At 58.3% G+C, this 24336-nt stretch carries 20 protein-coding genes; 3 read left to right on the top strand and 17 right to left on the bottom strand.

Going from position 1 to position 24336, the window contains the following annotated elements; translation table 11 throughout:
• Window positions 1–14: 14 nt before the first annotated feature.
• From HY308_05520 to HY308_05475, 10 genes are all read right to left on the bottom strand, one after another.
• Complete coding sequence (locus HY308_05520) at window positions 15–1193, bottom strand: hypothetical protein (GenBank protein MBI3897743.1); 1179 nt, start codon at window positions 1191–1193, stop codon at window positions 15–17.
• 7 nt (window positions 1194–1200) lie between these two features.
• Window positions 1201–1980 (bottom strand): outer membrane lipoprotein-sorting protein, encoded by a 780-nt coding sequence (locus HY308_05515; protein MBI3897742.1) that lies wholly within the window; start codon window positions 1978–1980, stop codon window positions 1201–1203.
• Window positions 1934–4258 (bottom strand): MMPL family transporter, encoded by a 2325-nt coding sequence (locus HY308_05510; GenBank protein ID MBI3897741.1) that lies wholly within the window; start codon window positions 4256–4258, stop codon window positions 1934–1936. The genes HY308_05515 and HY308_05510 overlap by 47 nt, the downstream gene beginning before the upstream one ends.
• 20 nt (window positions 4259–4278) lie before the next feature.
• Window positions 4279–4905: a TetR/AcrR family transcriptional regulator gene (locus HY308_05505; protein ID MBI3897740.1), complete on the bottom strand. Its 627-nt coding sequence runs from the start codon at window positions 4903–4905 to the stop codon at window positions 4279–4281.
• Between the two features lie 115 nt (window positions 4906–5020).
• Window positions 5021–5650: a TIGR04282 family arsenosugar biosynthesis glycosyltransferase gene (locus HY308_05500; GenBank protein MBI3897739.1), complete on the bottom strand. Its 630-nt coding sequence runs from the start codon at window positions 5648–5650 to the stop codon at window positions 5021–5023.
• Between the two features lie 3 nt (window positions 5651–5653).
• Window positions 5654–6370: a TIGR04283 family arsenosugar biosynthesis glycosyltransferase gene (locus HY308_05495; protein MBI3897738.1), complete on the bottom strand. Its 717-nt coding sequence runs from the start codon at window positions 6368–6370 to the stop codon at window positions 5654–5656.
• A 180-nt stretch (window positions 6371–6550) separates the two neighbouring features.
• Window positions 6551–6790, bottom strand: coding sequence for an RND transporter (locus HY308_05490; GenBank protein ID MBI3897737.1), 240 nt, complete (start codon window positions 6788–6790; stop codon window positions 6551–6553).
• 103 nt (window positions 6791–6893) lie between these two features.
• Window positions 6894–7202, bottom strand: coding sequence for a pyrimidine/purine nucleoside phosphorylase (locus HY308_05485; GenBank protein MBI3897736.1), 309 nt, complete (start codon window positions 7200–7202; stop codon window positions 6894–6896).
• A complete protein-coding gene (locus HY308_05480; GenBank protein ID MBI3897735.1) occupies window positions 7199–8116 on the bottom strand; it encodes a DMT family transporter in 918 nt (305 codons plus the stop codon). Before HY308_05480 ends, HY308_05485 begins: the two co-directional genes overlap by 4 nt.
• Window positions 8117–8370: 254 nt before the next feature.
• Window positions 8371–9594, bottom strand: coding sequence for an argininosuccinate synthase (locus HY308_05475; protein MBI3897734.1), 1224 nt, complete (start codon window positions 9592–9594; stop codon window positions 8371–8373).
• Between the two features lie 316 nt (window positions 9595–9910).
• Between HY308_05475 and HY308_05470 the strand changes: the two genes are divergently transcribed.
• Window positions 9911–10663, top strand: a complete 753-nt coding sequence (locus HY308_05470; GenBank protein MBI3897733.1) for a transporter substrate-binding domain-containing protein — start codon at window positions 9911–9913, stop codon at window positions 10661–10663.
• On the opposite strand, the gene HY308_05465 is transcribed toward HY308_05470, so the two are convergent.
• The 4 genes from HY308_05465 to aceE all read right to left on the bottom strand — a co-directional run bounded on the left by HY308_05465 (window position 10657) and on the right by aceE (window position 19923).
• Entirely contained in the window at window positions 10657–13437 is a 2781-nt protein-coding gene (locus tag HY308_05465) for an EAL domain-containing protein (protein ID MBI3897732.1), read from the bottom strand. The genes HY308_05470 and HY308_05465 overlap by 7 nt on opposite strands.
• Window positions 13438–13867: 430 nt before the next feature.
• Complete coding sequence (gene lpdA, locus HY308_05460; protein MBI3897731.1) at window positions 13868–15661, bottom strand: dihydrolipoyl dehydrogenase; 1794 nt, start codon at window positions 15659–15661, stop codon at window positions 13868–13870.
• Between the two features lie 121 nt (window positions 15662–15782).
• Window positions 15783–17168, bottom strand: a complete 1386-nt coding sequence (aceF, locus tag HY308_05455) for a dihydrolipoyllysine-residue acetyltransferase (GenBank protein ID MBI3897730.1) — start codon at window positions 17166–17168, stop codon at window positions 15783–15785.
• A gap of 76 nt (window positions 17169–17244) precedes the next feature.
• Complete coding sequence (gene aceE / locus HY308_05450; GenBank protein ID MBI3897729.1) at window positions 17245–19923, bottom strand: pyruvate dehydrogenase (acetyl-transferring), homodimeric type; 2679 nt, start codon at window positions 19921–19923, stop codon at window positions 17245–17247.
• Between the two features lie 210 nt (window positions 19924–20133).
• Between aceE and HY308_05445 the strand changes: the two genes are divergently transcribed.
• Both HY308_05445 and HY308_05440 read left to right on the top strand, forming a co-directional pair.
• A complete protein-coding gene (locus tag HY308_05445) occupies window positions 20134–21618 on the top strand; it encodes a leucyl aminopeptidase family protein (protein ID MBI3897728.1) in 1485 nt (494 codons plus the stop codon).
• Window positions 21619–21690: 72 nt separating this feature from the next.
• Entirely contained in the window at window positions 21691–22173 is a 483-nt protein-coding gene (locus tag HY308_05440) for a metallophosphoesterase family protein (protein ID MBI3897727.1), read from the top strand.
• On the opposite strand, the gene HY308_05435 is transcribed toward HY308_05440, so the two are convergent.
• The 3 genes from HY308_05435 to HY308_05425 are packed head-to-tail and all read right to left on the bottom strand — an operon-like array spanning window position 22162 to window position 24301.
• Window positions 22162–22890 (bottom strand): amino acid ABC transporter ATP-binding protein, encoded by a 729-nt coding sequence (locus HY308_05435; GenBank protein ID MBI3897726.1) that lies wholly within the window; start codon window positions 22888–22890, stop codon window positions 22162–22164. The genes HY308_05440 and HY308_05435 overlap by 12 nt on opposite strands.
• A complete protein-coding gene (gltK, locus tag HY308_05430) occupies window positions 22887–23567 on the bottom strand; it encodes a glutamate/aspartate ABC transporter permease GltK (GenBank protein MBI3897725.1) in 681 nt (226 codons plus the stop codon). Before gltK ends, HY308_05435 begins: the two co-directional genes overlap by 4 nt.
• Window positions 23564–24301 (bottom strand): amino acid ABC transporter permease, encoded by a 738-nt coding sequence (locus HY308_05425; GenBank protein ID MBI3897724.1) that lies wholly within the window; start codon window positions 24299–24301, stop codon window positions 23564–23566. The genes gltK and HY308_05425 overlap by 4 nt, the downstream gene beginning before the upstream one ends.
• Window positions 24302–24336: the final 35 nt, after the last annotated feature.

Genomic DNA, 24336 nt, shown 5'->3' with positions numbered 1-24336 from the left:
GACATCACCAATACTTAAAAATACCTCGCCAACTCCAACTGCACATAATCATCACGACGTATCGGAAATACCGGATCGTCCGCCGGTGCAGCGGCAACCGCGCGCGCTTCGACGCTGAGCTTCCACTGATCGCCCAATCGCCGGCTCGCTTCCAAGTTAAACATGCGCGCCTGGCTGGTAAGGTCCTGCACGATTCCGAACAGCAGCTCGCTGCTGGCGGCATCGTTGAACGCCAAACGCACGCCGGCGAACGCATCGTCTTGAAACGGCGACGGCGAATCATCGCCGCGATCGTCGTACAAATATTCCGCCAGTAAGCCGAGATCGACGCCGGAATCGAAAGCACCGGACAACGTGTACTCGAAACCGGCAGTACTCGCGAAGTAAGCCGGATCTATTCCCGAACGATAAATTGCTTCGAGCTTCCACAACCACGCGCCCTGAACGGCGGCTAGGTCCAGCCCAGCTTGATGAATGAGCTCGTAATGCGGAACCAACACCAAGTTCCCACCGGCGTCGCTGCCCAACGTCAAGCGCGGATCGCGACTCGTGCCGGAAAAATAGGAAAGACCGAGATCGATACCGGACCACGATTTGGCCCAACGCGCCGCATAATCGACATGGTCGCGCCCGCGCGACGATTCGTACACCGCCTGCTCGGTGTCGACCCGCGGCTGCCAGCGCAGCCGCCCTTCGGCACCGGCAAAGGTACGCTCGCGAAAGTACGGCAATACAAATAGATCAACGGTACCCCAATCGCGAATCAGCGCCAGGTTGACCATCGGCTGACCCAGCTTGTCTTCGCCGTCGCTGTTCTCGACTAGATCGGTCTGATTGACGATATCGACCAAGTGCTGCGACTCGGTCACGCCCCAGAAAACCTTGCCGATGCCGATGCGCCACTCATGGCTGTCGCCGACTTGGGTCCAAGAGAGCTCGCGGATGTCGGCGTGACTACGCTCGCTATCGTATTGATCGACCCGTACGAACGGCACGAACCGCAACTGGTCCTTGGAATCCGGTAGCGCGTACACGTACTCCGGTTGCGCCGCGACCGAAAAATAGTGCCGATGCTGCTCGTCATCGAGCGGCGTCTGCGTGAAGCCGCGATACTCGAGCGCCACCGATCCCGACCAATCCGCCGCTGCCGTACCGGCCACGATCAACGTCGATAACGTTACGCCGATATACAGCGCGCGCTTAACGTTGGCGCTTGAGGCTAGCTTCATTGAAATCGGCATCCTTCAGCCCGACACGAAATTTATAATCGCTCCACTTGAGCAGCGTGCTTTTTCCGCTCTGATGGTTTTGCATGAACAGCTCGGCGGCGCGCCAGTGCTTGCCGAGATACTGCTGATAGCCATTGAACGTCAGCGTCTTCAACAGGCTCTGCTTACGATCGTAGTACTCGACCTTCCAAGTGCGATAGTGCGCTTGGTCGAGCCACACTACTTGGCGGGTGTACCCGGAATTTGGGCTTACCGGATAGCGCTCGATCACGAAACACGGTTTGCCATCGCACGGCTCGTCGCGCAGATATTTGTAGCGGTACTTGTCGATTTCTTGCGAGCCGATGTCTTCATAGGAAAATTCGCTGCCCATAAACGAACCCGACTTATTGGCCGAGCTGATGCGCTTGACCCGTTTCAACGCCGGCAAGTACAGCCACTGGTCGTCGTCGTTAACCTTATGACTGAACGTCAACAACGCCGTGCCTTTAACGTCGGCCGGCTCGTCGAACAGCGTCAGACCCTTGTCGCCGTCGGCCGGTACTTCCCGTTCCAACACGCGCAGCTTGCGCCGACTCTCTTCGGCGTGCCGGTTTTTCAGAATCATTTCCATGTTCGCGGTGAAATCGCCGAAGCCGTCGTCGCGCCGCTCCGCGGCGGTGGCGATGGCCAACCCCTTTTCTTCCGGCGTTTGCGCGGCGGCGCTACACGCGCCGAGGCTCAGCAATAGCAGTAACAGGCGACGCAACATACTCCCTCCGATCAAATTTCATGAGTAATGGTGGCAACAAAAAGAAATCCCCAGCGAGCGCCAGCGCAATCGTCAACGCCGTCATGATGCCCATGCTCGAGTTCAGCTCGAACGACGAGAATGCCAACACCGAGAAACCGAGCACCAGAATCACGCTCATGGCCCACGCCGCCGAACCGATGGTCGAAAAGATATGACGCACCGCGTTCTCCGGGCTCATGCCCTGCCGACGCAACTCCATATACTTGGTCATGCTGTGAATAGTGTCGTCGACGACGATGCCGTAAGTCATAACCGACACCACCGCCAACGCCAACCCAACTTGGCCGACGAAGATGCCCCAGACGCCAAACGCCATGGCGGCCGGTGCCAGATTCGGAATCAGGCTTAACAGTCCCACCCGTATATTGCGTAACACCAACATCAATACCGCCGAAATCAGTATCAACGCGACGATGTTGCCGTTGATCATGCTGGAGATATTGCGCTGGCCGATGTAGGCGAACATGACGCTCGGCCCAGTGCCAGTCGTCTTCATAGTTGGCGGCGCGTGCGCCGCCAACCATTGTTGGGCGCGCGCTTCGAGTCCCAAGATCTGCTTGGACGTCGAACTCTTCATAATCACGATCATGAGGCTCGCCGATTTATCGACGTTAATCTGATTATTGAGATCGAGTCCGAACGGCAGCGACATTTCATAGAGCAACAGATACTGCGCCGCCAGCTGGCGCGAATCCGGCAAGCGATACCACGTCGGATCGTCGCCGTGCATGTTGCGGTTGAGGCGCTTCATGACGTCGACGATGCTGGTCACATGCATTACATTCGGCTGGGTGCGGTACCAAGCGGCGAACTCTTCGAGCTTGGCGAGGTAAGTCGGATCGCTGACGGCGCCGCTGCCGCCGGCGGGGACCGAGTACAGCATGGCATCGAGCCCGGCGAGCTTGCCGTCGATGAAATCGCTGTCGCGCCGGAATTCGACACTGTGGTCGAAATATTTGACGAAATTGTCGTTCAGTTCGTTGCGCGGGATCATCGCCACCAAGCCAAGCACCAGCAAGCTCATCCCTACCAACAACGGCCGCCGCCGGCGAATCACGAACTCGCACAAACGATCCATGGTCGTGACCGCATCGTCCTCGCGGCGCTGTACCTTGAGCGGCAATATCGCCAATAGCGCCGGCAGAAACACGATCGACAACGCGTAGGCCGCGACCACACCGAAGGTAACGATGTTGCCGAGATCGCGGAACGGCGGCACGTCGCTGTAGTTCATCGTCAAAAAGCCGATGACGTCCGTCAGCGCGGCGATGCTGATCGGATAAATATTCAGTCGCAAGCTCTCGACAATCGCAGCGTTCTTGCTGAGACCATGACGCATGCCGTGCACCACCGCCATCAAGATGTGGATGCAGTGGGCAACCGCCAGCGTCAGGATCACTGTCGGTGCACCGGCGGACGGCGGACTTAGCTGAATACCGAACCACCCAGTCGCACCCAGGGCGAGGACGGTGGAAAAGCTGATGATGAATATCGCCGCCAATACACCGGCCAATGAACGCAAGATGAAGAACGTTACGATGAGAATGACGCCGTACATGATCGGCGTGAGCGTGCGCAGATCCTTGAGGGACTGCTCGCTGAAGGCGTTGTCGATCGGTACCGCACCGCTTACGTAAACGTTAATGTCGGCATCGCGGGCACGCAACTGATCGACCAGCTGGTGCAACGCCGTCATGACATACGGCACTTCGTCCAGCTTTTTGCCGGGCAACCCGATAACCACATTGACGGCGGTGACGTCGGCAGCGGCCGACAACAACCGTTTCGCCAGCAGCGGTTCAGCCAAGGCGAGACGCTTGATGTGTTCGAGTTGCGCCGGGGTCAACGTTTCTGGATCGACGACCAGGTCGCGTACGACCAGGTCGTCGCCGTGCGCCTCGGTGTGTTGAAAGTTGGTAATCGAATCGACCCGCACGGCGTACGGCAAGCGCCATGCCTGTTGCGTCAACCAACGCACGCTCGCTAGCGTTTTGGCGGTAAATACCTTGCCGTTCTTCGGCGCAACGGCGATCTGGATGTTGTCGGTCTTGCTGTACATATCCTGCAGCGCTTCGAATGCCTGCAGCTGCGGATTGGTCTCATCGAAGTACACACGGTAGTCGTTGCTGAATTCGAGCCGGCGCAGCCCGAACGCCGCCAGCAATACCAGCAACACCGTTCCGGCCAATATCCAAGCGCGCCGGCGAATAACCCAATTCGCAAAAACTTCGTTCATACAGCCTCCCTTTCTCTTATTTACGTTTTCGTCAATCCCTGCAACATCACATCGATCATCAACGCCACGCGCTTCTTCAGCGGGCGCCAATCCAACCAATGATCTTTGGCTTTCGTTATTTCCAACGCGACAACACCGTGACCCGCCGCCCACAAGGTTTGAGCGATGAGATCGACATCTTTGAAGCCGGCGCGATAGCGTTTAGCGCGAACGCCGTCGGCAATCGTGTTCTTGAGAAAGGCGTAGGCGTCTTCGTCCGGATTACCGCGGCGGACACCCGCCGGGTCGGATTCCATCGGCGGACACGGTGTCATGAACATAAGGCGATAGTGGTTGGGATAACGCCGACCAAAGTCGACATACGCTACGCAAACTTGGCGCAGCCGCTCGATCGGATCGGCGATACGCGCAATACGCTGAAAAACTTTCGCCAACGTTAGAAAATCGGCGGCGCACAATTCCTGAATGAGATGTTCTTTATCTTTGAAGTGCAGATAAATCGTCGTCGGCGAGTATTCGATTTCCTTGGCGATCGCTCGCATCGTTACAGCGTCATAGCCGTGCTCGATGAACAACGCGCGGGCAGCGTTCAGAATTTTCGTATGCAATCGCGCGTAGTCGCGTTGCCGCCGATCGTTGCTAGCCACGGGCCTCCCGTCGTAACGAAGTTATTTTAGTTAACGCTGTTAAGTATGCGAGCGCAGTTACGTCAGCGTCAAGCAATGAAATCGAAAACGACAAATAGCCCTGAGCGGGGAGACGTTAATCGAGGAAACGATGCAGTGGTGCAAACTGCCTCGCCACCAACCAAAGATCGGCAGCGGTATCGATATCGCGCAACGACGGCAATAACTTGAAATCGATGCTTGCCGCCGTCGCGCGGCGCAACGTTTCTGCCAACACACTACCGGCGCCCCACGCCATATCGGTGAACAGCTCGCGACCGGGCCGAGTCAGACCGATGAAGTAGTAGCCGCCGTCCGCGGCCGGCCCGAGTACGTTGTGCCCGCGCGCCATCAGGTCATTGGCATCGTCCAAAATCGTCCACGGGCAATGCGGTACATCGCTGCCAATTACCGCAGCGGCGCCATGTATGGCAATGCCGTTTGCCAACGCCCGCTGCATGCGCGCACCGAGATCGCCATCGCCTTGATCGAGCAATTTCACACTGAATTGATCCGCCAGCGTCGCGAATAACGGATGCTCAGAATCCGGCGCACCGCACAAGTAGACCGAGCCCGGCCAATTCCGTACTGCCAGCGTAACGGTTTCGCAAATCAATACGGCGGCGATCTCCGCCGCCTGTGCCGGCGTGAAATCCGGCTGCAGGCGTGTCTTAACGCGCCCGGCGATCGGTTGCTTGGCAAAGATAAAAAGCGCCGGCTGTGGCATTCGCTACTTATACCACTGCGCTAAACGAGCCGGCGACACGCCACACGCGTACAACGCTCGCAGTGCCCACATTTTCAACACGGTACGGAGGATACCGTTTTGCTGCCAACGGCGACTGGAGGTCACAACCGGCGAGCGCAATCGATAAGGCCAATCGATCCCCTTGAGCCGCGCCGACAGCTCGATGTCCTCCATAAGCGCGATGGGCGCAAACCCGCCGAGCATGACGAACGCATCCCGGCGCACGAACAACGCTTGATCGCCGGTGACGATGCCGGTCCAAGCCGAACGACTATTCATGCAGCGTTCGATCCATCGAAAGCCGAGATGCGTACCCGATAACCGCACATCGAACCGCCCCCAAATCGCGCCGTCGACAATCGCCGCTCTTACCTGTGCCAGCGCGGCGTCCGGCAGGATCGTATCCGCATGCAGAAACAGCAGCACGTCGGCCTGCGTGGCCGCGGCACCCGCATTCATTTGCAGTGCTCGACCGCGCGGCGCTTGCAGGATGCGGATACGCGGTGCGGTGTTGGCATTGGTTTGTTGCCAGTTATGCAATTGCTCCGTGGTTGCGGTATCGCCGGCATGAACAACGATTATCTCGTTGGCGGATTGGGCACATGTGCGGTTGAGTTGTGCGCCGATATCGGGCTCATGGAGCACGGGTACGATGACAGCTAGCGATGGTTCGCGGTTGGTGTGTGTGGGCGTTGTCATACTTAAGTTAGCCGCCAAAAGTGAGAAGCACAGGAAGGTTTTGCGCCACCCCGGGGGGGCTTCTCTTTGGTGACTTTCTCTTGCACCAGCAAGAGAAAGTCACCCTGGGCGGCGGGGCGGAGCATCCCGCTGATTATATTTTATTACCTCGACCCGCATCGCCCCACCGGGGCGATTCAACTAACCCACCCCACTCCCCCGACCCATCAAATAACGCCGCACAAGTTTCAACATCAACAACACCGGCAAGCTCGCATGCATGACAACGTCGGCAACCTCCAACGACGACAACGGCCTCCCCGCCATAAACCATTCGAGTTTCTGCCACAAATGTGGCTCCGTTATCGACGGCGCCAAACCGAGTAAAGCGGCAGCGATCGCCAGCGGTAATAGCGGAATGTGATCAAGCCAAGCAAGCATCGTAACCGCTCAAAATAGGATAAAACGCCAAGAGATTAACTCAACGGACACCCTCGGCGACCACAATCCCAAGTTATGACCAAGGGATGATGGAGCACGGGTGCTACAGGAAGTGACAAATGTAGTCGAACAACTCGATCACCTCGATCTCGAAATATGAATTCGCCGGGACATCGAAGTGCTGCCCCGCCCGATAATCGCACCAGCCCTGCTCGCCGGCGAGCTTGACACGGCAGTGGCCCTGGGTAACGTCCATGCGCTCGGCGGCATCGGTGTTGAACCGGTAGCTGCCGGGCAACATGATGCCCAGCGTCTTCTTCTCGCCGGTCGATGTGACAATAGTGCGGCTGGTCACGTGCCCACCATGGTAAACGTTCGCCTTCTTTTTAACTTCAACGTTTTGAAAACTCATGACATCCTCCTCTGTAATTCCGCCCTACGTGCTAAAAAAATACCGGCCAGCACCAGTACACCACCCAATGCCTGCAGAACACCGATCGATTCGCGCAACACCAGCCAGGCGAACAAAGTTGCCGCGACCGGCTGCCACAATAGGCTGACCGAGCCGAATGCGGCCGACAAGTGCGCCAACGCCCAAGCAATCAAACCTTGCCCGCCGACATGCGAGACGATGGCGAGCCCAAGCAACACCGCCCAACCCTGCCACAGCTCCGGCCATATATCCTCGCCGGAGGCGAGCGCGAACGGCAACAACACCGCTGCTGTTATTAAACCACTGACGAACATGACCGTGGCGGTCGATACGCTACTGCGCAGCCGGACAACCGATACGATGTAACCGGCGTAAAAAACCGCCGTGCACAATCCCAATGCATCGCCGAGCAACCGCGTCCGATCGAACGCCAAGCTCTGCCCCATCAACAGCGCTGCTCCCGCCAACGCCACGATCAGCGCCAACAGCAATCGACCGCTAACGCGCTCGCGAAAAAACCACAGGCTAATGGCAGCAACGAATACCGGTGCAAGATTGGTGAGCAACGTAGCGTTGGCAACGCTGGTCAACATGAGCGACCAATGCCATACACCGAGATCGCCGGCAAAACACACGCCGGCGGCAATAAGCCAACGCCGCGTCTGTCGATCCAACTTCGGCCGCGGCGTCGGCTGGGCGCGCCGTTCCCATGCCCACCACAACCCGAGCAACGGCAACGCCAGTAACAACCGGTAAAACGCGGTAGCAACCGGCCCAACTTCGCTCAGCCGCACAAAAATCGGCGCCATGCCGATGGCGGTGGCGCCGAGCAATAGCGCGGGCAAAGCAAGCGAGTGAACCTTAGCGGGCTTTGCAGAATTCGAATTTGCCATCGTTTGCGATTTGATCCGCCTCTAGCGTCCTGAGTCACTCATTTGTTACAGCATCCCGCCAGCTTATTCGAGCGTCTCCCTCTCCCTTTGCGGGAGGTGAGGCGGAGTTTTCGCGAACACACTTAACGTGTGTTCGCGCCGCCGAACGGGTGCAGGTGATTTTCCTACACCCAGGTGGGAATACAACAAGGGAGAGGGGAATAGCTCGCGGATAGAGAAGGAACGAAGCTCTAGGGTTACGATGCAACAAACCTCTACTTCTTCTTCCGCCGCCGCGCCGCAATGCGCATGCGCAACGCGTTCAGGCGAATGAATCCCTCGGCATCTTTCTGATTGTAGGCACCGCGGTCGTCCTCGAAGGTGGCGATGGTCGAATCGAACAAGCTGTCGCTGTCGGATTTGCGGCCGATGACCATGACGTTGCCTTTGTACAGCTTCAAACGGACAACGCCGTTTACCGTCGCCTGCGATGCATCGATCATCTCTTGCAACATCTGCCGCTCGGGGCTGAACCAGTAGCCGTTATAGATCAAGCTGGCATAGCGCGCCATCAAATCGTCTTTGAGATGCGCCACTTCGCGATCGAGCGTGATCGACTCGATCGCCCGGTGTGCCTTCAACATAATCGTGCCGCCCGGCGTCTCGTAGGCGCCACGCGACTTCATACCGACGTAACGATTCTCGACGATGTCGGCGCGGCCGATGCCGTTGGCACCGCCGATCTTGTTCAGCGTCGCTAATACCGTCGCCGGCGACAACGCTTTGCCGTCGATGGCAACGATGTCGCCCTTCTTATAAGTCAGCTCGATCACGGTCGCTTTGTTCGGCGCCTTTTCCGGCGACACGCTCCAACGCCACATGTCGGCTTCGGGCTCGAGCCACGGATCTTCCAGCTCGCCGCCTTCATAGGAAATGTGCAGCAAGTTTGCGTCCATCGAGTACGGCGACTTTTTACCCTTCTTTTTAAAGTCGACCGGGATGCGATGCTTTTCGGCGTAGCCGATCAACTTCTCGCGCGAGCTCAGGTCCCATTCACGCCACGGCGCGATCACTTTGATGTCGGGCTTCAGCGCGTAATAACCGAGCTCGAAACGCACTTGGTCGTTGCCCTTGCCGGTGGCGCCATGAGCGACGGCGTCGGCGCCGACCTTCTTGGCGATTTCGATCTGGCGCTTGGCGATCAGCGGCCGCGCGATCGAGGTGCCGAGCAAATACTCGCCTTCATAAATCGTGTTGGCGCGGAACATCGGGAATACGAAGTCGCGCACAAATTCTTCTTTGAGATCGTCGATGAAAATCTGCTTCACGCCCATCTTCTGCGCCTTGGCGCGCGCCGGCTCGAGCTCTTCGCCCTGGCCGATGTCGGCGGTGAAGGTGACGATTTCGCAGTCGTACTTCTCTTGCAGCCATTTGAGAATGACCGACGTATCGAGGCCACCGGAATAGGCCAATACTACTTTCTTTATCTTCTGTGCCATGTGTCGTCTGTGAGGTTATGCAAGGAAAGAGCCGCGGCTCCGAAGTCGCGCATTTTATACGGTCGGACGCGCCTCGGCGACGTACCGTATACGTGGTCCCGACGATCTAGGTACCCGGTCGATTGGCAAAAATGCCGGGCCGCCCGACTGCCCCGGCATGGTCAAAACGCGCGACGCCCTATCAGGGTGCTCACACCGCCAAATCACAACACCGTCGAAAACCGTATGGCAGCGAAGTATCTTGCAATTGCCCTATCGACAGCATAATTTTGCCGAAACGACACGGACATTCGGTCTGTCGAGCAGGAGCGCTTGCATGCACACAAGAGGGTGGATTGTTTTATGCGGCACGTTGTTGCTTTGGCTAACGACGACAGCAGCGGCACAAACCGTGCGGTTAGTAACGCTGGAATGGCCGCCGTATGTGGGGAAAACGCTGCCGCATGAGGGAGGATCCGCGGCGGTCGTACGAGCGGCGTTCAAAGAGGTCGGTGTCGACGTTAGCATCGAATTCATGCCGTGGACCCGCGCGCTCAAGACCGGCAGCTACGGCAAGGGTTATGCCGGTTACTTTCCGGCCTACCGCGGTGATGAACGCTCTAAAGTGTCGTTGATCTCCGAACCCATCGGTTCCAGCCCGCTCGGCATGGCGCGACGTGCGGATCGATCGATCACCTGGCGTAACCTCGATGAGCTCGGTTCGTTTCGGTTAGGTGTGGTCTCGGGCTATATCAACACCGCCGAGTTCGATCGGCGCGTCAGCGAAGGATTGCTGCAAACCGATATCGCGCCATCGGACGAAAGCAATTTGAAAAAGCTAATCGTCGGCCGCATCGATCTGGCAGTAATCGATCGCAATGTGTTCGATTATTTGCTCCGCACCCAACCGACACTGACGACGCACCGCGAGGAGCTGTTGTTCGACGGGCCGCTGTTGGAAGACAAGCCGCTGTTCGTCTACTTCCAGCGCAACGCCGACGGCGAACGGCTGCGCCAGCTATTTCACCAAGGACTGACGCGCATCAACGCGAATAAAGTGTTCTACAGTGCCGTTGCCGAGATTCACTGACCGGCAACCAACGGACGCCCGGCGGGCCCACGGATAAGCGTCCAAAGGTCCGAGGTATCGGTAAGCCGTAACAATTCGCTAAAGTCGTCGGCCGAAACCGCCTGCGAAAAGTAAAAGCCCTGCGCCGCCGAGCAACCGTGCGACCGCAGGAACACCGCCTGCTCCACCGTCTGTACGCCCTCGGCGACCACGTTCAACCGTAAACTATCGGCCATGGCAATTACGGTAGTGACGATGGCGGTGTCGTTACTGTCCTGACCGATGCCATCGACGAACGACTGGTCGATCTTGAGCGCATGAATCGGGAAACGCTGCAGATAGCTCAAGCTCGAATAACCCGTACCGAAGTCGTCGACCGACAGCCGCACACCCATCGCCGCGAGTTGTTGCAACGTCGCAATGTTCTCCGGGCTCTGCATCATCAATACGCCCTCGGTAATCTCCAGATTCAACGACGACGGCGGCACACCAGTCTCGTCGAGGATACGCGCCGTCAGATCCGACAGATCGGCATGGCGGAACTGGTGCGGCGACAGATTGACCGAAATACAAAGATCCGGGAAGCCGGCATCGTGCCAACGCTTGAGCTGCAGACACGCCTCGCGCAACACCCACGCCCCTATCGCCAGGATCAAGCCGCTCTCTTCGGCGATCTTGACGAACTCGCTAGTGCTAATGACCTCGTCATCGGGTTGACGCCAGCGCAGCAACGCTTCGGCGGCGAAAATGCGGCCGCTGCGCAGATCCACCTGCGGCTGAAAGTGCAGAAAAAGTTCATGGCGGTCGAGCGCGTGATACAACCGGTTGGCGATGATGAGCCGGCGCTGCGCCGCTTCGTTCAGGCGCGGCGTGAAGAATTGGTAATTATTTCGGCCGTGTTCCTTGGCGTGGTACATGGCGGTATCGGCGGCGCGCATCAACGCCTCCACGTCCTCGCCGTCGTTCGGATAAAGACTGATACCGATACTGCCGGTCACGTGTAGCTCTTGCTTGTCGACCAGGAACGGTCGGCGCAAAGATTCCAAAATCTTGCCGGCAATCAACACCACGTCGTCGTCATTGACGAGGTCGGGCAAGCTGATGACGAACTCATCGCCGCCGAGGCGGGCGACGCTGTCGCCCTGGCGCAAACAACGTTGTAAACGCCGCGCGGTAATGCGCAATAACCGGTCGCCGACCGGGTGACCGAGCGAATCGTTGATGTCTTTGAAACGATCGAGATCGACGAACATCACCGCGACCGCGCGCCCCGCGCGTCGCGCCTGCACGATCGCCTGACTGACGCGATCGCGGAACAATAAGCGATTGGGCAAACCGGTCAGCGCATCGTGCTGCGCCAGATAACGAATACGCTCCTCGGCGTGCTTGCGCTCGGTGAGATCGAGCACAAACGCTACCGCCTGTTTTCTCGACCCTTCGAGCAGCGCCATACCCATCAACACCGGCACGCGCGTACCGTCCTCACAGATATATTCCTTTTCGTACGGCGTACAGCTGCCGGTGCGCAACGTCTCCTGGATGCCGAACTCGTCGGCCGCGCGATACTCCGGCGGCGTCAACGCCGACCAATGGATCTTCTGCGCCAACAGATCGTCGCGGCTGTAGCGCAGCAACTGCAGAAACGCATCATTGGCGTCCGAGATCAGTCCGCCGAGATCGAAGAAAAATACGCCGATGATGTTGGATTCGATTAAGCGGTGGATGCGCGCCTCACGCTCGCGCAGCGCCGATTCGGCGCGCTTACGCTGATCGACGTCTTGCACCGCCCAAATCACACCCTTCGACATATCGGCGCAATCGACCGCGGTTAACGTACTGGTGGTCCAAAAAAAAGTGCGATCGCGCCGGCGCAACTCCTCGTCCACCACGTGCGAGCCGCCGCGCTCGACAGCGGCATAAACTTCAGCACCGATCACCTCGTACTGTACTTCCGACTGATACAACATTTGCGTCGACGCGCCGACGAGCTGCTCGGTTCGGTAACCGAACATGGCGGCGAAGGTTTGATTGCAACGAACGATCCGGCGCTGCTTGAGGAAAGCGATACCGACGCCGGCGTTTTCGAAAATGCTTTGTTGTTCCGCGGTTAGCGATTCGAGGGCACGGTTATTCGTTTCGAGCTCATTGAACAATGTCTGTAACGACTGGCGCGTACGCTCGAGACTGTCGCCGAGCATGCCGAGCTCGTCGTTACGGTACCAAACAAACGGCTCCATCAGCTCACGTCGCGCCAAGCGTCCGGACTCCTGCATCAACCGCCGGATCGGCGCGAGCAAGCGTACCTGGAACACGACTAGGATTAGAAACAAGCTCAGCAATAATTGGCCGAGCACGGTCGCCAAAAATATTTGCCGGTTGCTGACGATCGCGGCATCGAGTTGGCCGGTGTCGATCTCGACCGACACGTGCCCGACCACTTTATTATCGCGAAAGATATCGCGATCGATTTTGAGCTGGTGTCCCAGCCGCCGCTCGGGATGCTGTTGCAGCAGGAATACGTTTTCTTTCTCGTCGCGCACGACGACGCCGATCACACGCTCGTCCTCCAACGCCGATTCGATCAACGAATTACCCGTATCGGCATCGAAATTCCACAACGGCTCGCGCATGCCGAGCGCCAGGCTCTCGGCCAAGCGCTCGTGGTCGGACGATAACTGGCGAATGAGTGCCGCTTCCTGCTGACTTAATGTCAGCCAGATGCCGACGACAGCGGGAATCAACAGTCCGCCGATAACGGCGAGGACGATGGACGAACGCAGCTTGAGACGTATCACTAATCGCTCCGCTGCTGGTTACCGATACGAACCCGGTACATTCATGACTATCGGTCGCCTAGGTGATGCGAGCATCCCATCGTTGCCGTCTTATGGGCCACTACGTTTAGGCCGTCCTTGGTATGAATACCGCTCAAAAATACACCTATTTGCTGCGGAGCGTCCGCAGCAAAATCGACAAAAGTAGACTACAGAATTTAGATACGACGCAACAAATTTAGTCAATAAAGGTACAAGATTGGGCTTATGAAAGTGATGTATTGCCAGATACTGGCCGTCGCATACCCACAATAAACGTGGCACAAAAATCGCCTTGGTCAATGTCGATCCCGGATTTTGGTGGAGGATAGATCTGTCCAGGTCGCCTTTGAATAACTGGACCGACCGTCTATCGCTGCCATCCACCCGGCTATAACGCCGAATATCGCCGCTACTTTCTGCGCGGCGGCAATAAATCGGTACAAGTTCCCGCAAATACCTCGGCCGCAAGACCGACTGACTCGCATAACGTTGGATGCGGGTGAATCGTCTTGGCAATATCCACCGGATCGCAACCCATTTCGACCGCCAACGCCAGCTCGCCGATCAAATCGCCGGCGTGCGTACCGACGATGCCGGCGCCGACGATCCAATGGGTCTCTTCGTCGAACAGCAGCTTAGTGAAACCCTCGTCGCGACCATTTGCGATCGCGCGGCCGGAGGCGGCCCACGGAAACACCGCCTTACCGATTTTGCGTCCGCTTTTCTGCGCTTCATCCTCAGTCACGCCGACCCAAGCGATCTCCGGATCGGTGTAAGCCACCGCCGGAATGACGCGCGCATCGCAGAACGATTTGTGGCCGGCGGCGACTTCGGCGGCGACATGGCCTTCGTGCGTCGCCTTGTGCGCCAGCATCGGTTGGCCGGCGATATCGCCGATGGCGAAAATGTGCGGAACATTGGTGCGCATCTGTTTATCGACGGTGATGAAACCACGATCGTCGACGGCGACACCGGCATTCTTGGCACCAACGCGCTTGCCATTGGGCGCACGCCCGGCGGACACCAACACCAAATCATAAAGTTGCGGCTCGGCCGGCGCTTGCTCGCCTTCGAACCAAACCTTAATGCCCTGCTCGTGCGCCTCGACTTTGACTGTCTTGGTTTTGAGCATGACGCGATCGAAGCGCTTCGCGTTCATCTTGTTCCAAACCTTAACCAAGTCGCGATCGGCACCGGCCATTAGACTGTCTAGCATCTCGACGACGTCAACGCGCGTACCGAGCGCTGAGTAAACCGTGGCCATCTCCATGCCGATAATGCCGCCGCCGATAACGAGCAACTTCGCCGGCAGCCGCGGCAACTCGAGCGCGCCGGTGGAATCGACGATGCGCGGATCGTCGGGCAGGAATTTCAGCTTCACCGGCTGCGAACCGGCGGCAACGATCGCTTTGGCGAAACGAATAATCTTTTTCTCACCGGTCGGCTGCGCCCCGTTACCGGACGTGAGTGCAACTTCTAGGTGCTGCGGATCGAGAAACCAACCGACGCCGCGCACGACGTCCACTTTGCGCCCCTTCGCCATCGCCGAGATACCGCTGGTGAGCTTACCGACAACTTTGGATTTCCAGCCGCGGAGCTTGTCGAGATCGAACGTCGGCTTGCCGAAGCTGACGCCGTGATCGCCCAAGCGTTGCGCTTCCTCGGCGACGGCGGCGACATGTAGCAACGCCTTCGACGGAATGCAGCCGACGTTCAGACAGACACCGCCGAGCACGCCGTAGCGCTCGACTAATACTGTCTTCATACCGAGATCAGCGGCACGGAACGCCGCTGCATAACCACCCGGGCCGGAACCGAGCACGAGCACTTCGCATTCCATATCGAACTTGCCGGTGTGCTTGGCGGCTGGAGTCATTGGAACCGTCGTGCCCTCTGCTGTTTCCTGCGCCGCTGCGCGCGCCGGGGTTGGCGTGGGGGCCGCGGACTTTTCAGCGGTGGCATCGGCACCTTCTAGCACCAACACCAAGCTGCCTTGCGACACCTTGTCGCCAACTTTGACCTTGATCTGCTGCACCGTGCCCGCCGCCGGCGACGGCACGTCGATCGTCGCCTTGTCGGACTCGAGTGTGATCAGCGCATCTTCAGCGTTGACGCTATCGCCGGGTTTGACCAGGACCTCGATCACCGGCACGTCTTTGAAGTCGCCGATGTCGGGGATTTTGACTTCGATCGGGTTGGACATGTTGTTCGCTTTCCTATGACCGACTGAATAACGCGAATTAAAAAACGCGTGGGCAGAAAAACGCTGCCCACCCTACATTTTTATAAATTCAGAAATTCGCCAACGAGACCGGACGCATCGCTTACAACATCGCCCGGCGCATATCGGCCAGCACTTCCGCTAAATGAGCGATGAAGCGCGCGGCGGTGGCGCCGTCGATCACGCGATGGTCATATGACAGCGACAGCGGCAACATCAACCGCGGCCGAAATTCTTTGCCGTTCCAGCGTGGTTTGATCTCGTTCTTCGATACACCGAGGATGGCGACCTCGGGAGCGTTGATGATCGGCGTGAAAGCGGTGCCGCCGATACCGCCGAGACTCGAAATCGAGAAACAACCACCCTGCATCTCGGTCGGCGCCAATTTGCCGTCGCGTGCTTTCTTAGCGAGTTCGGCGGTCTCGCGCGCGATCTCGACCACCGATTTCTTGTCGACATCGCGGATCACCGGCACGACCAAACCATTTGGTGTATCGGCGGCGAAACCGATGTGGAAGTACTGCTTATAAATGAGATTGTCGCCGTCGAGCGAGCTGTTGAACTCGGGGAATTTTTTGAGCGCGGCGACGCTCGCCTTGATCAGGAACGCAAGGATCGTGACTTTGACGCCGGTGTCAGCCATCTCCTTGTTGATCGACACGCGGAACTGCTCGAGATCGGTGACATCGGCTTCGTCGAACTGCGTGACGTGCGGAATCAATACCCAATTGCGAGCGAGATTGGCGCCGGCAATTTTTTTGATGCGCGCCAACGGCTTCGCTTCGATCGGACCGAACTTGGCGAAGTCGACCTTCGGCCACGGCAATAAATCGAGCCCGCCGCCGCTGCTGGCAGCCGGTGCTGCGCCGGTGAGCACACCCTTCACATACGCCTGCACGTCTTCTTTGAGAATGCGACCCTTCGGACCGGAGCCTTGCACCTTGGCGATATCGACGCCAAGTTGGCGCGCGTACTGACGCACCGCCGGGCTTGCATGCGACTTGTAACCGCCGACGACCTGGAACACGAGATCTTCCGGCGTCGGCAACGGAATCACCGGCGGCGCTTCGGTCAACTCGGCCATCGGCAACGGCGGCGCCGAAAGATCCGCCCGGGTTGCATGACTCCCGTCCTTGTTCTGTCCCGCTTCGCGGGCCGGGGTTGGGGCACGTGTGGCGGCCGGTGCCGCAGGCGCCGCCGTGATTACGCTTGGCTTGACGGCCGGTGCGGTCGCGCCGTTGGTGGCATCGCCCGTTTCGAGTAACAACACCAGCGCGCCTTCGGAAATTTTGTCGCCCACCTTCACGTTGACTTGCTTCACCTTGCCGGCGGCCGGTGACGGCACGTCAATCGTCGCCTTATCGGATTCGAGCGTGATCAGCGAGTCTTCGGTGTTGACGGTGTCGCCGGGTTTAACCAAGACTTCGATGACCGGCACATCTTTGAAGTCACCGATGTCGGGGATTTTGACTTCGATCGTTTTTGACATGTTGTTCTCGTTAAATCCTGACCTTCCTTAATTTCCTCTCGCCATTCGGCGAGAGGAAATGCTCAGAGAGAAGCTCTCAAACCTTTGTCGGGTTCGGCTTCTCTGGATCGAGCTTGTACTTCTTGATTACCTCGCCCACCTTAGCGCGATCCACTTGGCCTTCGTCGGCCAATGCCTTCAATGCCGCCAACACGATCCAGCGGCGATCCACTTCGAAGAAATGACGCAGCTTCTCGCGCGTATCGGAGCGACCGTAACCGTCGGTACCGAGCACCGAATAACGCCGTGGCACGAACGGACGGATCTGCTCAGCGAAGGCACGCACATAATCGGTCGAGGCGATCACCGGGCCGTTGGTGTCCTTCAGGTTCTGCTCGACGTACGTCAACCGCGGTTCCGCCGTCGGATGCAGCAGGTTCCAGCGCGCGACGTCGTTACCGTCGCGCGCGAGCAACGTGAAGCTCGGGCAGCTCCAGATGTCGGCATCGACGTTCCAATCCTTCTTGAGCAACTCGGCGGCGGCGATCACTTCACGCAGAATCACGCCGCTACCAAGCAACTGTACGCGCGCACCCTTACCGGCGGCGCCCTTCTTCAGCAGGTACATCCCCTTCAAGATGCCCGGCTCGACACCCTCCGGCATCGCCGGATGCTCATAGTTCTCGTTCATCACGGTGATGTAGTAATAAACGTCTTCTTGCTGCTGCAACATGCGGCGCAAGCCGTCGTGCATGATCACCGCCAACTCATAGGCGTAAGTCGGATCGTACGGAATACAGTTAGGAATCGACGCCGCCCACACGTGCGAGTGACCGTCTTCATGCTGCAAGCCTTCGCCATTCAACGTCGTCCGGCCGGAAGTGCCGCCAAGCAGGAAGCCGCGTGCGCGCGAGTCGCCCGCCGCCCACCACAAATCGCCGACACGCTGCACGCCGAACATCGAATAGAAAATAAAGAACGGAATCATTTGCACGCCGTGCATCGAGTACGACGTCGCCGCCGCCAACCACGAACAGGTCGCGCCGGCTTCATTGATGCCTTCCTGCAAAATCTGACCGGTCTTTTCTTCCTTGTAGAACATCAGCTGGTCTTTATCTTGCGGCGTGTACAGCTGGCCGACGTGCGACCAGATGCCGAGCTGACGGAACATGCCTTCCATGCCGAAGGTGCGCGATTCGTCGGCCACGATCGGCACGACATGCTTGCCGATTTTTTTGTCTTTCACTAACACGCTGAGCAAGCGCACGAACGCCATGGTCGTGGAAAATTCGCGGCCTTCGCCGGACGCCTTGAGCAATGCGTCGAATGCCGACAATGCCGGCACTTCGAGCGCCGGTGCTTGCGGCCGGCGTACCGGCAGGTTGCCGCCGAGCGCCTGGCGGCGGTCATGCATGTATTTCATTTCCGGCGAATCATCGGCCGGCTTGATGTAATCGAGGTTTTCCAATTGCGCGTCGCTGAGCGGTAACTTAAAGCGGTCGCGGAACGTCTTGAGCGAAATCGTGCCCATCTTCTTCTGTTGATGGGTGATGTTTTGCGCCTCGCCCGACTCGCCCATGCCGTAGCCTTTGATGGTCTTCGCCAGGATGACCGTAGGCTGGCCGGTATGATTCATTGCCGCGTAATAAGCCGCGTACACTTTGTGCGGATCGTGGCCGCCGCGGTTCAAACGCCAGATGTCGTCGTCCGACCAGTTGGCGACCATCGCCTTCAACTCGGGATACTTGCCGAAGAAGTGTTCGCGCACATAAGCGCCGTCTTTCGACTTGAACGTTTGATAATCGCCGTCGACGCACTCTTCCATGCGCTTGCGCAGCAAGCCTTGCGTGTCGCGCGCTAGTAGCGGATCCCAATAGCTGCCCCAAATGAGCTTGATGACATTCCAACCGGCGCCGCGGAATTCGCCTTCGAGCTCTTGAATGATCTTGCCGTTGCCGCGCACCGGACCGTCGAGCCGCTGCAAGTTGCAATTGATGACGAAGATCAAGTTGTCGAGACTCTCGCGACCGGCGAGACCGATGGCACCGAGCGACTCGGGTTCGTCGGTTTCGCCGTCGCCGACGAAGCACCAGACTTTGCGGTTCTCGGTGTTGGCGAGACCGCGATCGTGCAGATACTTCATGAAGCGCGCTTGGTAAATCGCTTGAATCGGTCCGAGGCCCATCGACACCGTCGGCATCTGCCAGAAGTTCGGCATCAACCACGGGTGCGGATACGACGATAAACCTTTGCCGTCGACCTCGCGTCGGAACTGATCCATCTGCTCGGCCGTTAGCTGGCCCTGCAAAAACGAACGGGCATAGATGCCCGGCGCCGAATGACCTTGATACAAAATCAAATCGCCGCCGTGCTCCGCCTTCGGTGCGCGCCAAAAATGATTGAAGCCGACGTCATAGAGCGTCGCCGCCGACGCGAAGCTGGCGATGTGTCCGCCCAAACCGGAATCGTCTTTGTTGGCCTTGAGCACCATGGCGAGCGCGTTCCAGCGCACGTACGAGCGGATGGTGTGCTCGAGCTCATGGTTGCCGGGTGAACGAACTTCTCGTTCCGGCGGGATAGTGTTGACGTAGGCGGTGTTCGCGGAATACGGAAAATTGATGCCGGCGGCGCGCGCCAATTCGATTTGCTTCTCGATCAGATAATGCGCGCGCTCGGCGCCTTCCTGCTGAATGACCGCGCCGAGGGCGTCGAGCCATTCCTGGGTCTCTTGCGCGTCCGCATCGGCATGCAACGGAATACGGGGAACAGCGGCCATACCTCTTCTCCTGTTCTAATAACTGATCGGGTCGTTACTGCTAACTATATATAGAATGCGTGCCAAATGGGCAGATCCAATATTGCGGTTTACCGCGGCGAAGTTAGGTTTGCACGGTATGATTGTCTCCATCGGCGAGTGACAGTTTCTTGAAAGCTTTACGACGGCGAACCCGCCTCCTTCAATCTTCAGATCGAACCATCGACACCTATGCAAATAAGAGTCCCGAAAATTCGCCCCGCCGCCGGCGCTATTCGCGTCGACGATTACGAAAGCTGCACCCATTTGGCGCTGCTGGTGGCCGCTGATGGTGCAAACCTACGCACCCTGCCCTGGGGAGATTTGATCGCCGAACGTATGCGCCGCGCCGGCCATAAGCTCGGCGATGCCAAGCCCTTTCTCATCGATCTACCTAACCCGGCCGGCACGCGGTTGGCGATCGCCGGCCTGCCGGCGGATACCAACGCGTTCGACCGATTAACGCTCGCGCGCAAACTCGTCGGTGCCCAACTCGAACAAAACCCGGCGAAGCTAATGCTCGCTAGTCATGCGCTCGGTGACGATGAAACGAATGCGCTCGAAGCGCTCGTCGCCGCCGCGCTGGCGGCCGACTTCGAGTTGCCGCATTTCAAAAGCGGCGACCGCAAACCGCGCGCGCTGCGCGAGCTGATCGTGCGCGGCACGCTGCCGGCGGCGACACTAGCGCGGACTATTGCCGGCGCGCGCGGCAACAATCTGGCACGCTACCTGACGGTACTGCCGCCGAACGAATTGACGCCCGGCAACTATCGACGCCGCACTGAACAACTGGCGCGGGCGAATCGCTGGCAGAGTGAGTTCATCGATCTCAAAAAATTACGTCGGCTGGGCGCCGGCGCATTCATCGCCGTTGCCCAAGGCAGTCCAGAAGCGGATGCCGGTATCTTGCGCTTGCGCTATACGCCGCGCAAACGCACAAGGCATGCGGGCATTGCACTTGTCGGTAAAGGTATTTGTTTCGACACCGGCGGCACCAATCTGAAAAGTGCCAAGCACATGCAAGGCATGCACGAAGACATGGAAGGCAGCGCGGTTGCGCTCGGTACCTTGCTCGCGCTCAGCGAATTGAAAGTCGATTTCCCGGTCGAGTGCTGGTTGGCGTTAGCGCAAAACCATATCGGCCCGAAGGCTTATCGCCAAAACGAAGTGGTGAAAGCCGCCAACGGCACGACCATCGAGATCGTGCACACCGACGCCGAAGGTCGCATGGTGTTGGCCGATACACTGACGTTAGCGACGCGCGCAAAACCGAAGCTCGTCATCGACTATGCGACGCTCACCGGTTCCTGCGTCGGTGCGCTCAGCACGCGCCTGTCCGGCGTGCTGACCAACCGACCGGCGTTGATTGCGAAATTAATACAAGCCGGCGACGCGTCGGGCGAACGCGTGTGGCCGTTTCCGTTGCCGGCGGATTTCGCCGAGGTGTTGAAAAGCGATGTCGCCGATGTGAAGCAGTGCACCATCGATAGCGAGGCCGATCATATTCTCGCGGCGTTGTTCTTGAAACGCTTCTTGAACCACGATCCCGATTGGATACACGTCGACCTCGCCGCCGGCAATCACAAAGGCGGGTTAGCGCATATCCCCACCGATACCACCGGCTTCGGCGTGCGCTTCACGCTGAATCTGTTGCTCGATCAGAAACTCGCTAGCTAATTAATGTAGGGTGGGCAACAAATTGCCCACCCTACATTTTTAGAATGGATTCTTTCCGAGTAACATCCGCCGATGCCAACTAAATTCAACGGCGTCCGCCGGATCGGCGTTATCTCGGACACGCACGGTCTGCTGCGGCCCGAAGCCGTCACCGCCCTCGCCGGCGTCGATCTCATCATTCATGCGGGCGATATCGGCGCAGCGGAAGTACTCGAACAGTTACGCTCAATCGCCCCACTCGTGGCGATACGCGGCAACAACGACACCGAGAAATGGGCACGCGACATTCCGGAAACGGAAGCCGTCGAAGTCAACGACTCCCTCATTTACGTGCTGCACAACATCCGCGATCTCGACATAGATGTGGAGGCCGCCGGCTTTCACCTCGTCATCGCCGGCCACTCGCACCAGCCGTCGATTGAACGACGCGGATCTGTGATGTTTTTAAATCCGGGCAGCGCCGGACCGCGGCGATTTACCTTGCCGATCGCGCTGGCGCTACTGCATATGAATACCGAACCGTTCGGTGCCGAGATCGTCGAGTTAGTGCGGTAGGATTTTCGACAGAAACTGCTGCGCCCGCTCCGAGCGCGGCGAGTTGAAGAACGCTTCCTTGGCATCGTCTTCGACGATGCGGCCCTGGTCCATAAAGATCACACGCTGCGCCACCTTCTTGGCAAAGCCCATTTCGTGCGTCACGACCATCATCGTCATACCGTCTTTGGCGAGCTGCACCATGACGTCGAGCACTTCGTTGATCATCTCCGGGTCGAGCGCCGACGTCGGCTCGTCGAACAGCATACAGATCGGGTCCATGGCGAGCGCGCGGGCGATGGCGACGCGTTGTTGTTGGCCACCGGAAAGTTGACCGGGAAATTTTTCCGCCTGCGTTATCAAACCGACGCGATCGAGCAGCTTGATCGCTTTGGCGTGCGCTTCGTCGGCGCTGCGACCGAGCACGCGAGTTTGGGCAATGGTCAGGTTGTCGATCACCCGCATATGCGGGAACAGCTCGAAGTTCTGAAACACCATGCCCAAGCGCGCACGCAATGTCGGCAAGTCGGTCGCTTTGCTGCCGACGGAAATACCGTCGACAATGATCTCGCCTTTCTGGAATGGCTCAAGGCCGTTGACACATTTGATCAATGTCGACTTGCCGGAACCCGACGGTCCGCAGACGACGATGACCTCACCGCTCTCCACTTCGGTCGAACAATCGGTCAGTACCTGAAAGCTGCCGTAAAGCTTGCTGACGTTTTTTATCGATATCATGCACCCGCCCTCTTCTGCAGCCACCGCACCAGCAGCGACGCGCTGTAACAAATCACGAAATAGACGGCACCGGCGAACAGCAACAACTCGACGATACGACCGTCGCGTTCGCCGACTTTATAAGCCGCACCGAAGAAATCGGCGAGCGCGCTTACATACACCAGCGACGTGTCCTGGAACAGAATGATTCCCTGCGTAAGCAATAGCGGCACCATATTGCGCAACGCCTGCGGCAATACCACCAGCCGCATGGCTTGGCCGTAAGTCATGCCCAACGCGTAGGCGGCGCTGACTTGGTCCTTGCCGACGCTTTGGATTCCGGCGCGAATGATTTCGGAATAGTAAGCCGCTTCGAACAACGAGAAACCGACCAGGGCCGACGCCAAGCGCACATCGGTGGTCGGCCCCAGGTGGAGCGTCGATTGCAACAGCTGCGGTACAAGCAGGAAGAACCACAACAACACCATCACCAGCGGTATCGACCGAAATAAATTCACGTACGTCACCGCGAACCACGACAGTGGCGACATGCTCGACAACCGCATCATCGCCAACAGTGTGCCCCAGACGATGCCGACAACCACCGCAATCGCGGTGATCTGCAGCGTAACCTTCATGCCGGTCCAGAGATACGGCAGCGCTCCGGGTATCGAGCTCCAGTCGAAGCTTTGCATCATCGGCCGCCGATGTAACCGGGCACGCGCGCCCACTGCTCGACCCAGCGCGCCAACACCATGACAACCACGTTGATCAACAAATACAGCACGGTTACGGCGATGAACGACTCGTACGGCTGTGAGGTGTAATCGACCAGCTGCCGACTCTGCGCCGCCAGCTCGAGCAGGCCGATGGTCGAGCACACTGCCGAGTTCTTGAACAAGCCCATGAACTCCGACGTCATCGGCGGAACGATGATGCGAAACGCCATCGGCAACAGCACGTAGCGATAGGTCTGCGGCAAGGTAAAGCCAAGCGCCAAGCCGGCGTTCTTCTGACCGCCGCCGAGCGAATGGATACCGGCATGCACTTGCTCGGCAACACGGGCGCCGGTGAAGCAACCGAGCGCGATGGTGGCGGCGATGAATTGCTGCACCATCGGATTGGATTGCTTGATCGCGTTGCCCAACGTCTCGGGCAAGAGCTCAGGAAAGACGAAGTACCAAATGAATAATTGAATCAGTAACGGGATGTTGCGAAAGACTTCGACGTACACCGCAGAGCTACTACGTAGCCAACGGTTCGGCACGGTCCGCAACACGCCCATGAGCGAACCTAAGATCAGCGCCAAGATCCAGGCGCTGAGTGACAACACGACTGTGACCGTCAGGCCCGACAACATCCAGTCGAGATAGGTGGCGTTGCCGGATGGAGCCTGTTGTAAGAAGACGTTCCAGTTCCAGTGGTAGCTCACGGAAAGCACCTCTCCTACAACCTGGCTCGCGGCAA

Source organism: Gammaproteobacteria bacterium, from assembly GCA_016199745.1.
GTDB lineage: Bacteria > Pseudomonadota > Gammaproteobacteria > Acidiferrobacterales > Sulfurifustaceae > JACQFZ01.
Note: the sequence above shows the minus strand (reverse complement) of the source record. Positions and strands in the feature narration are given on the sequence as shown.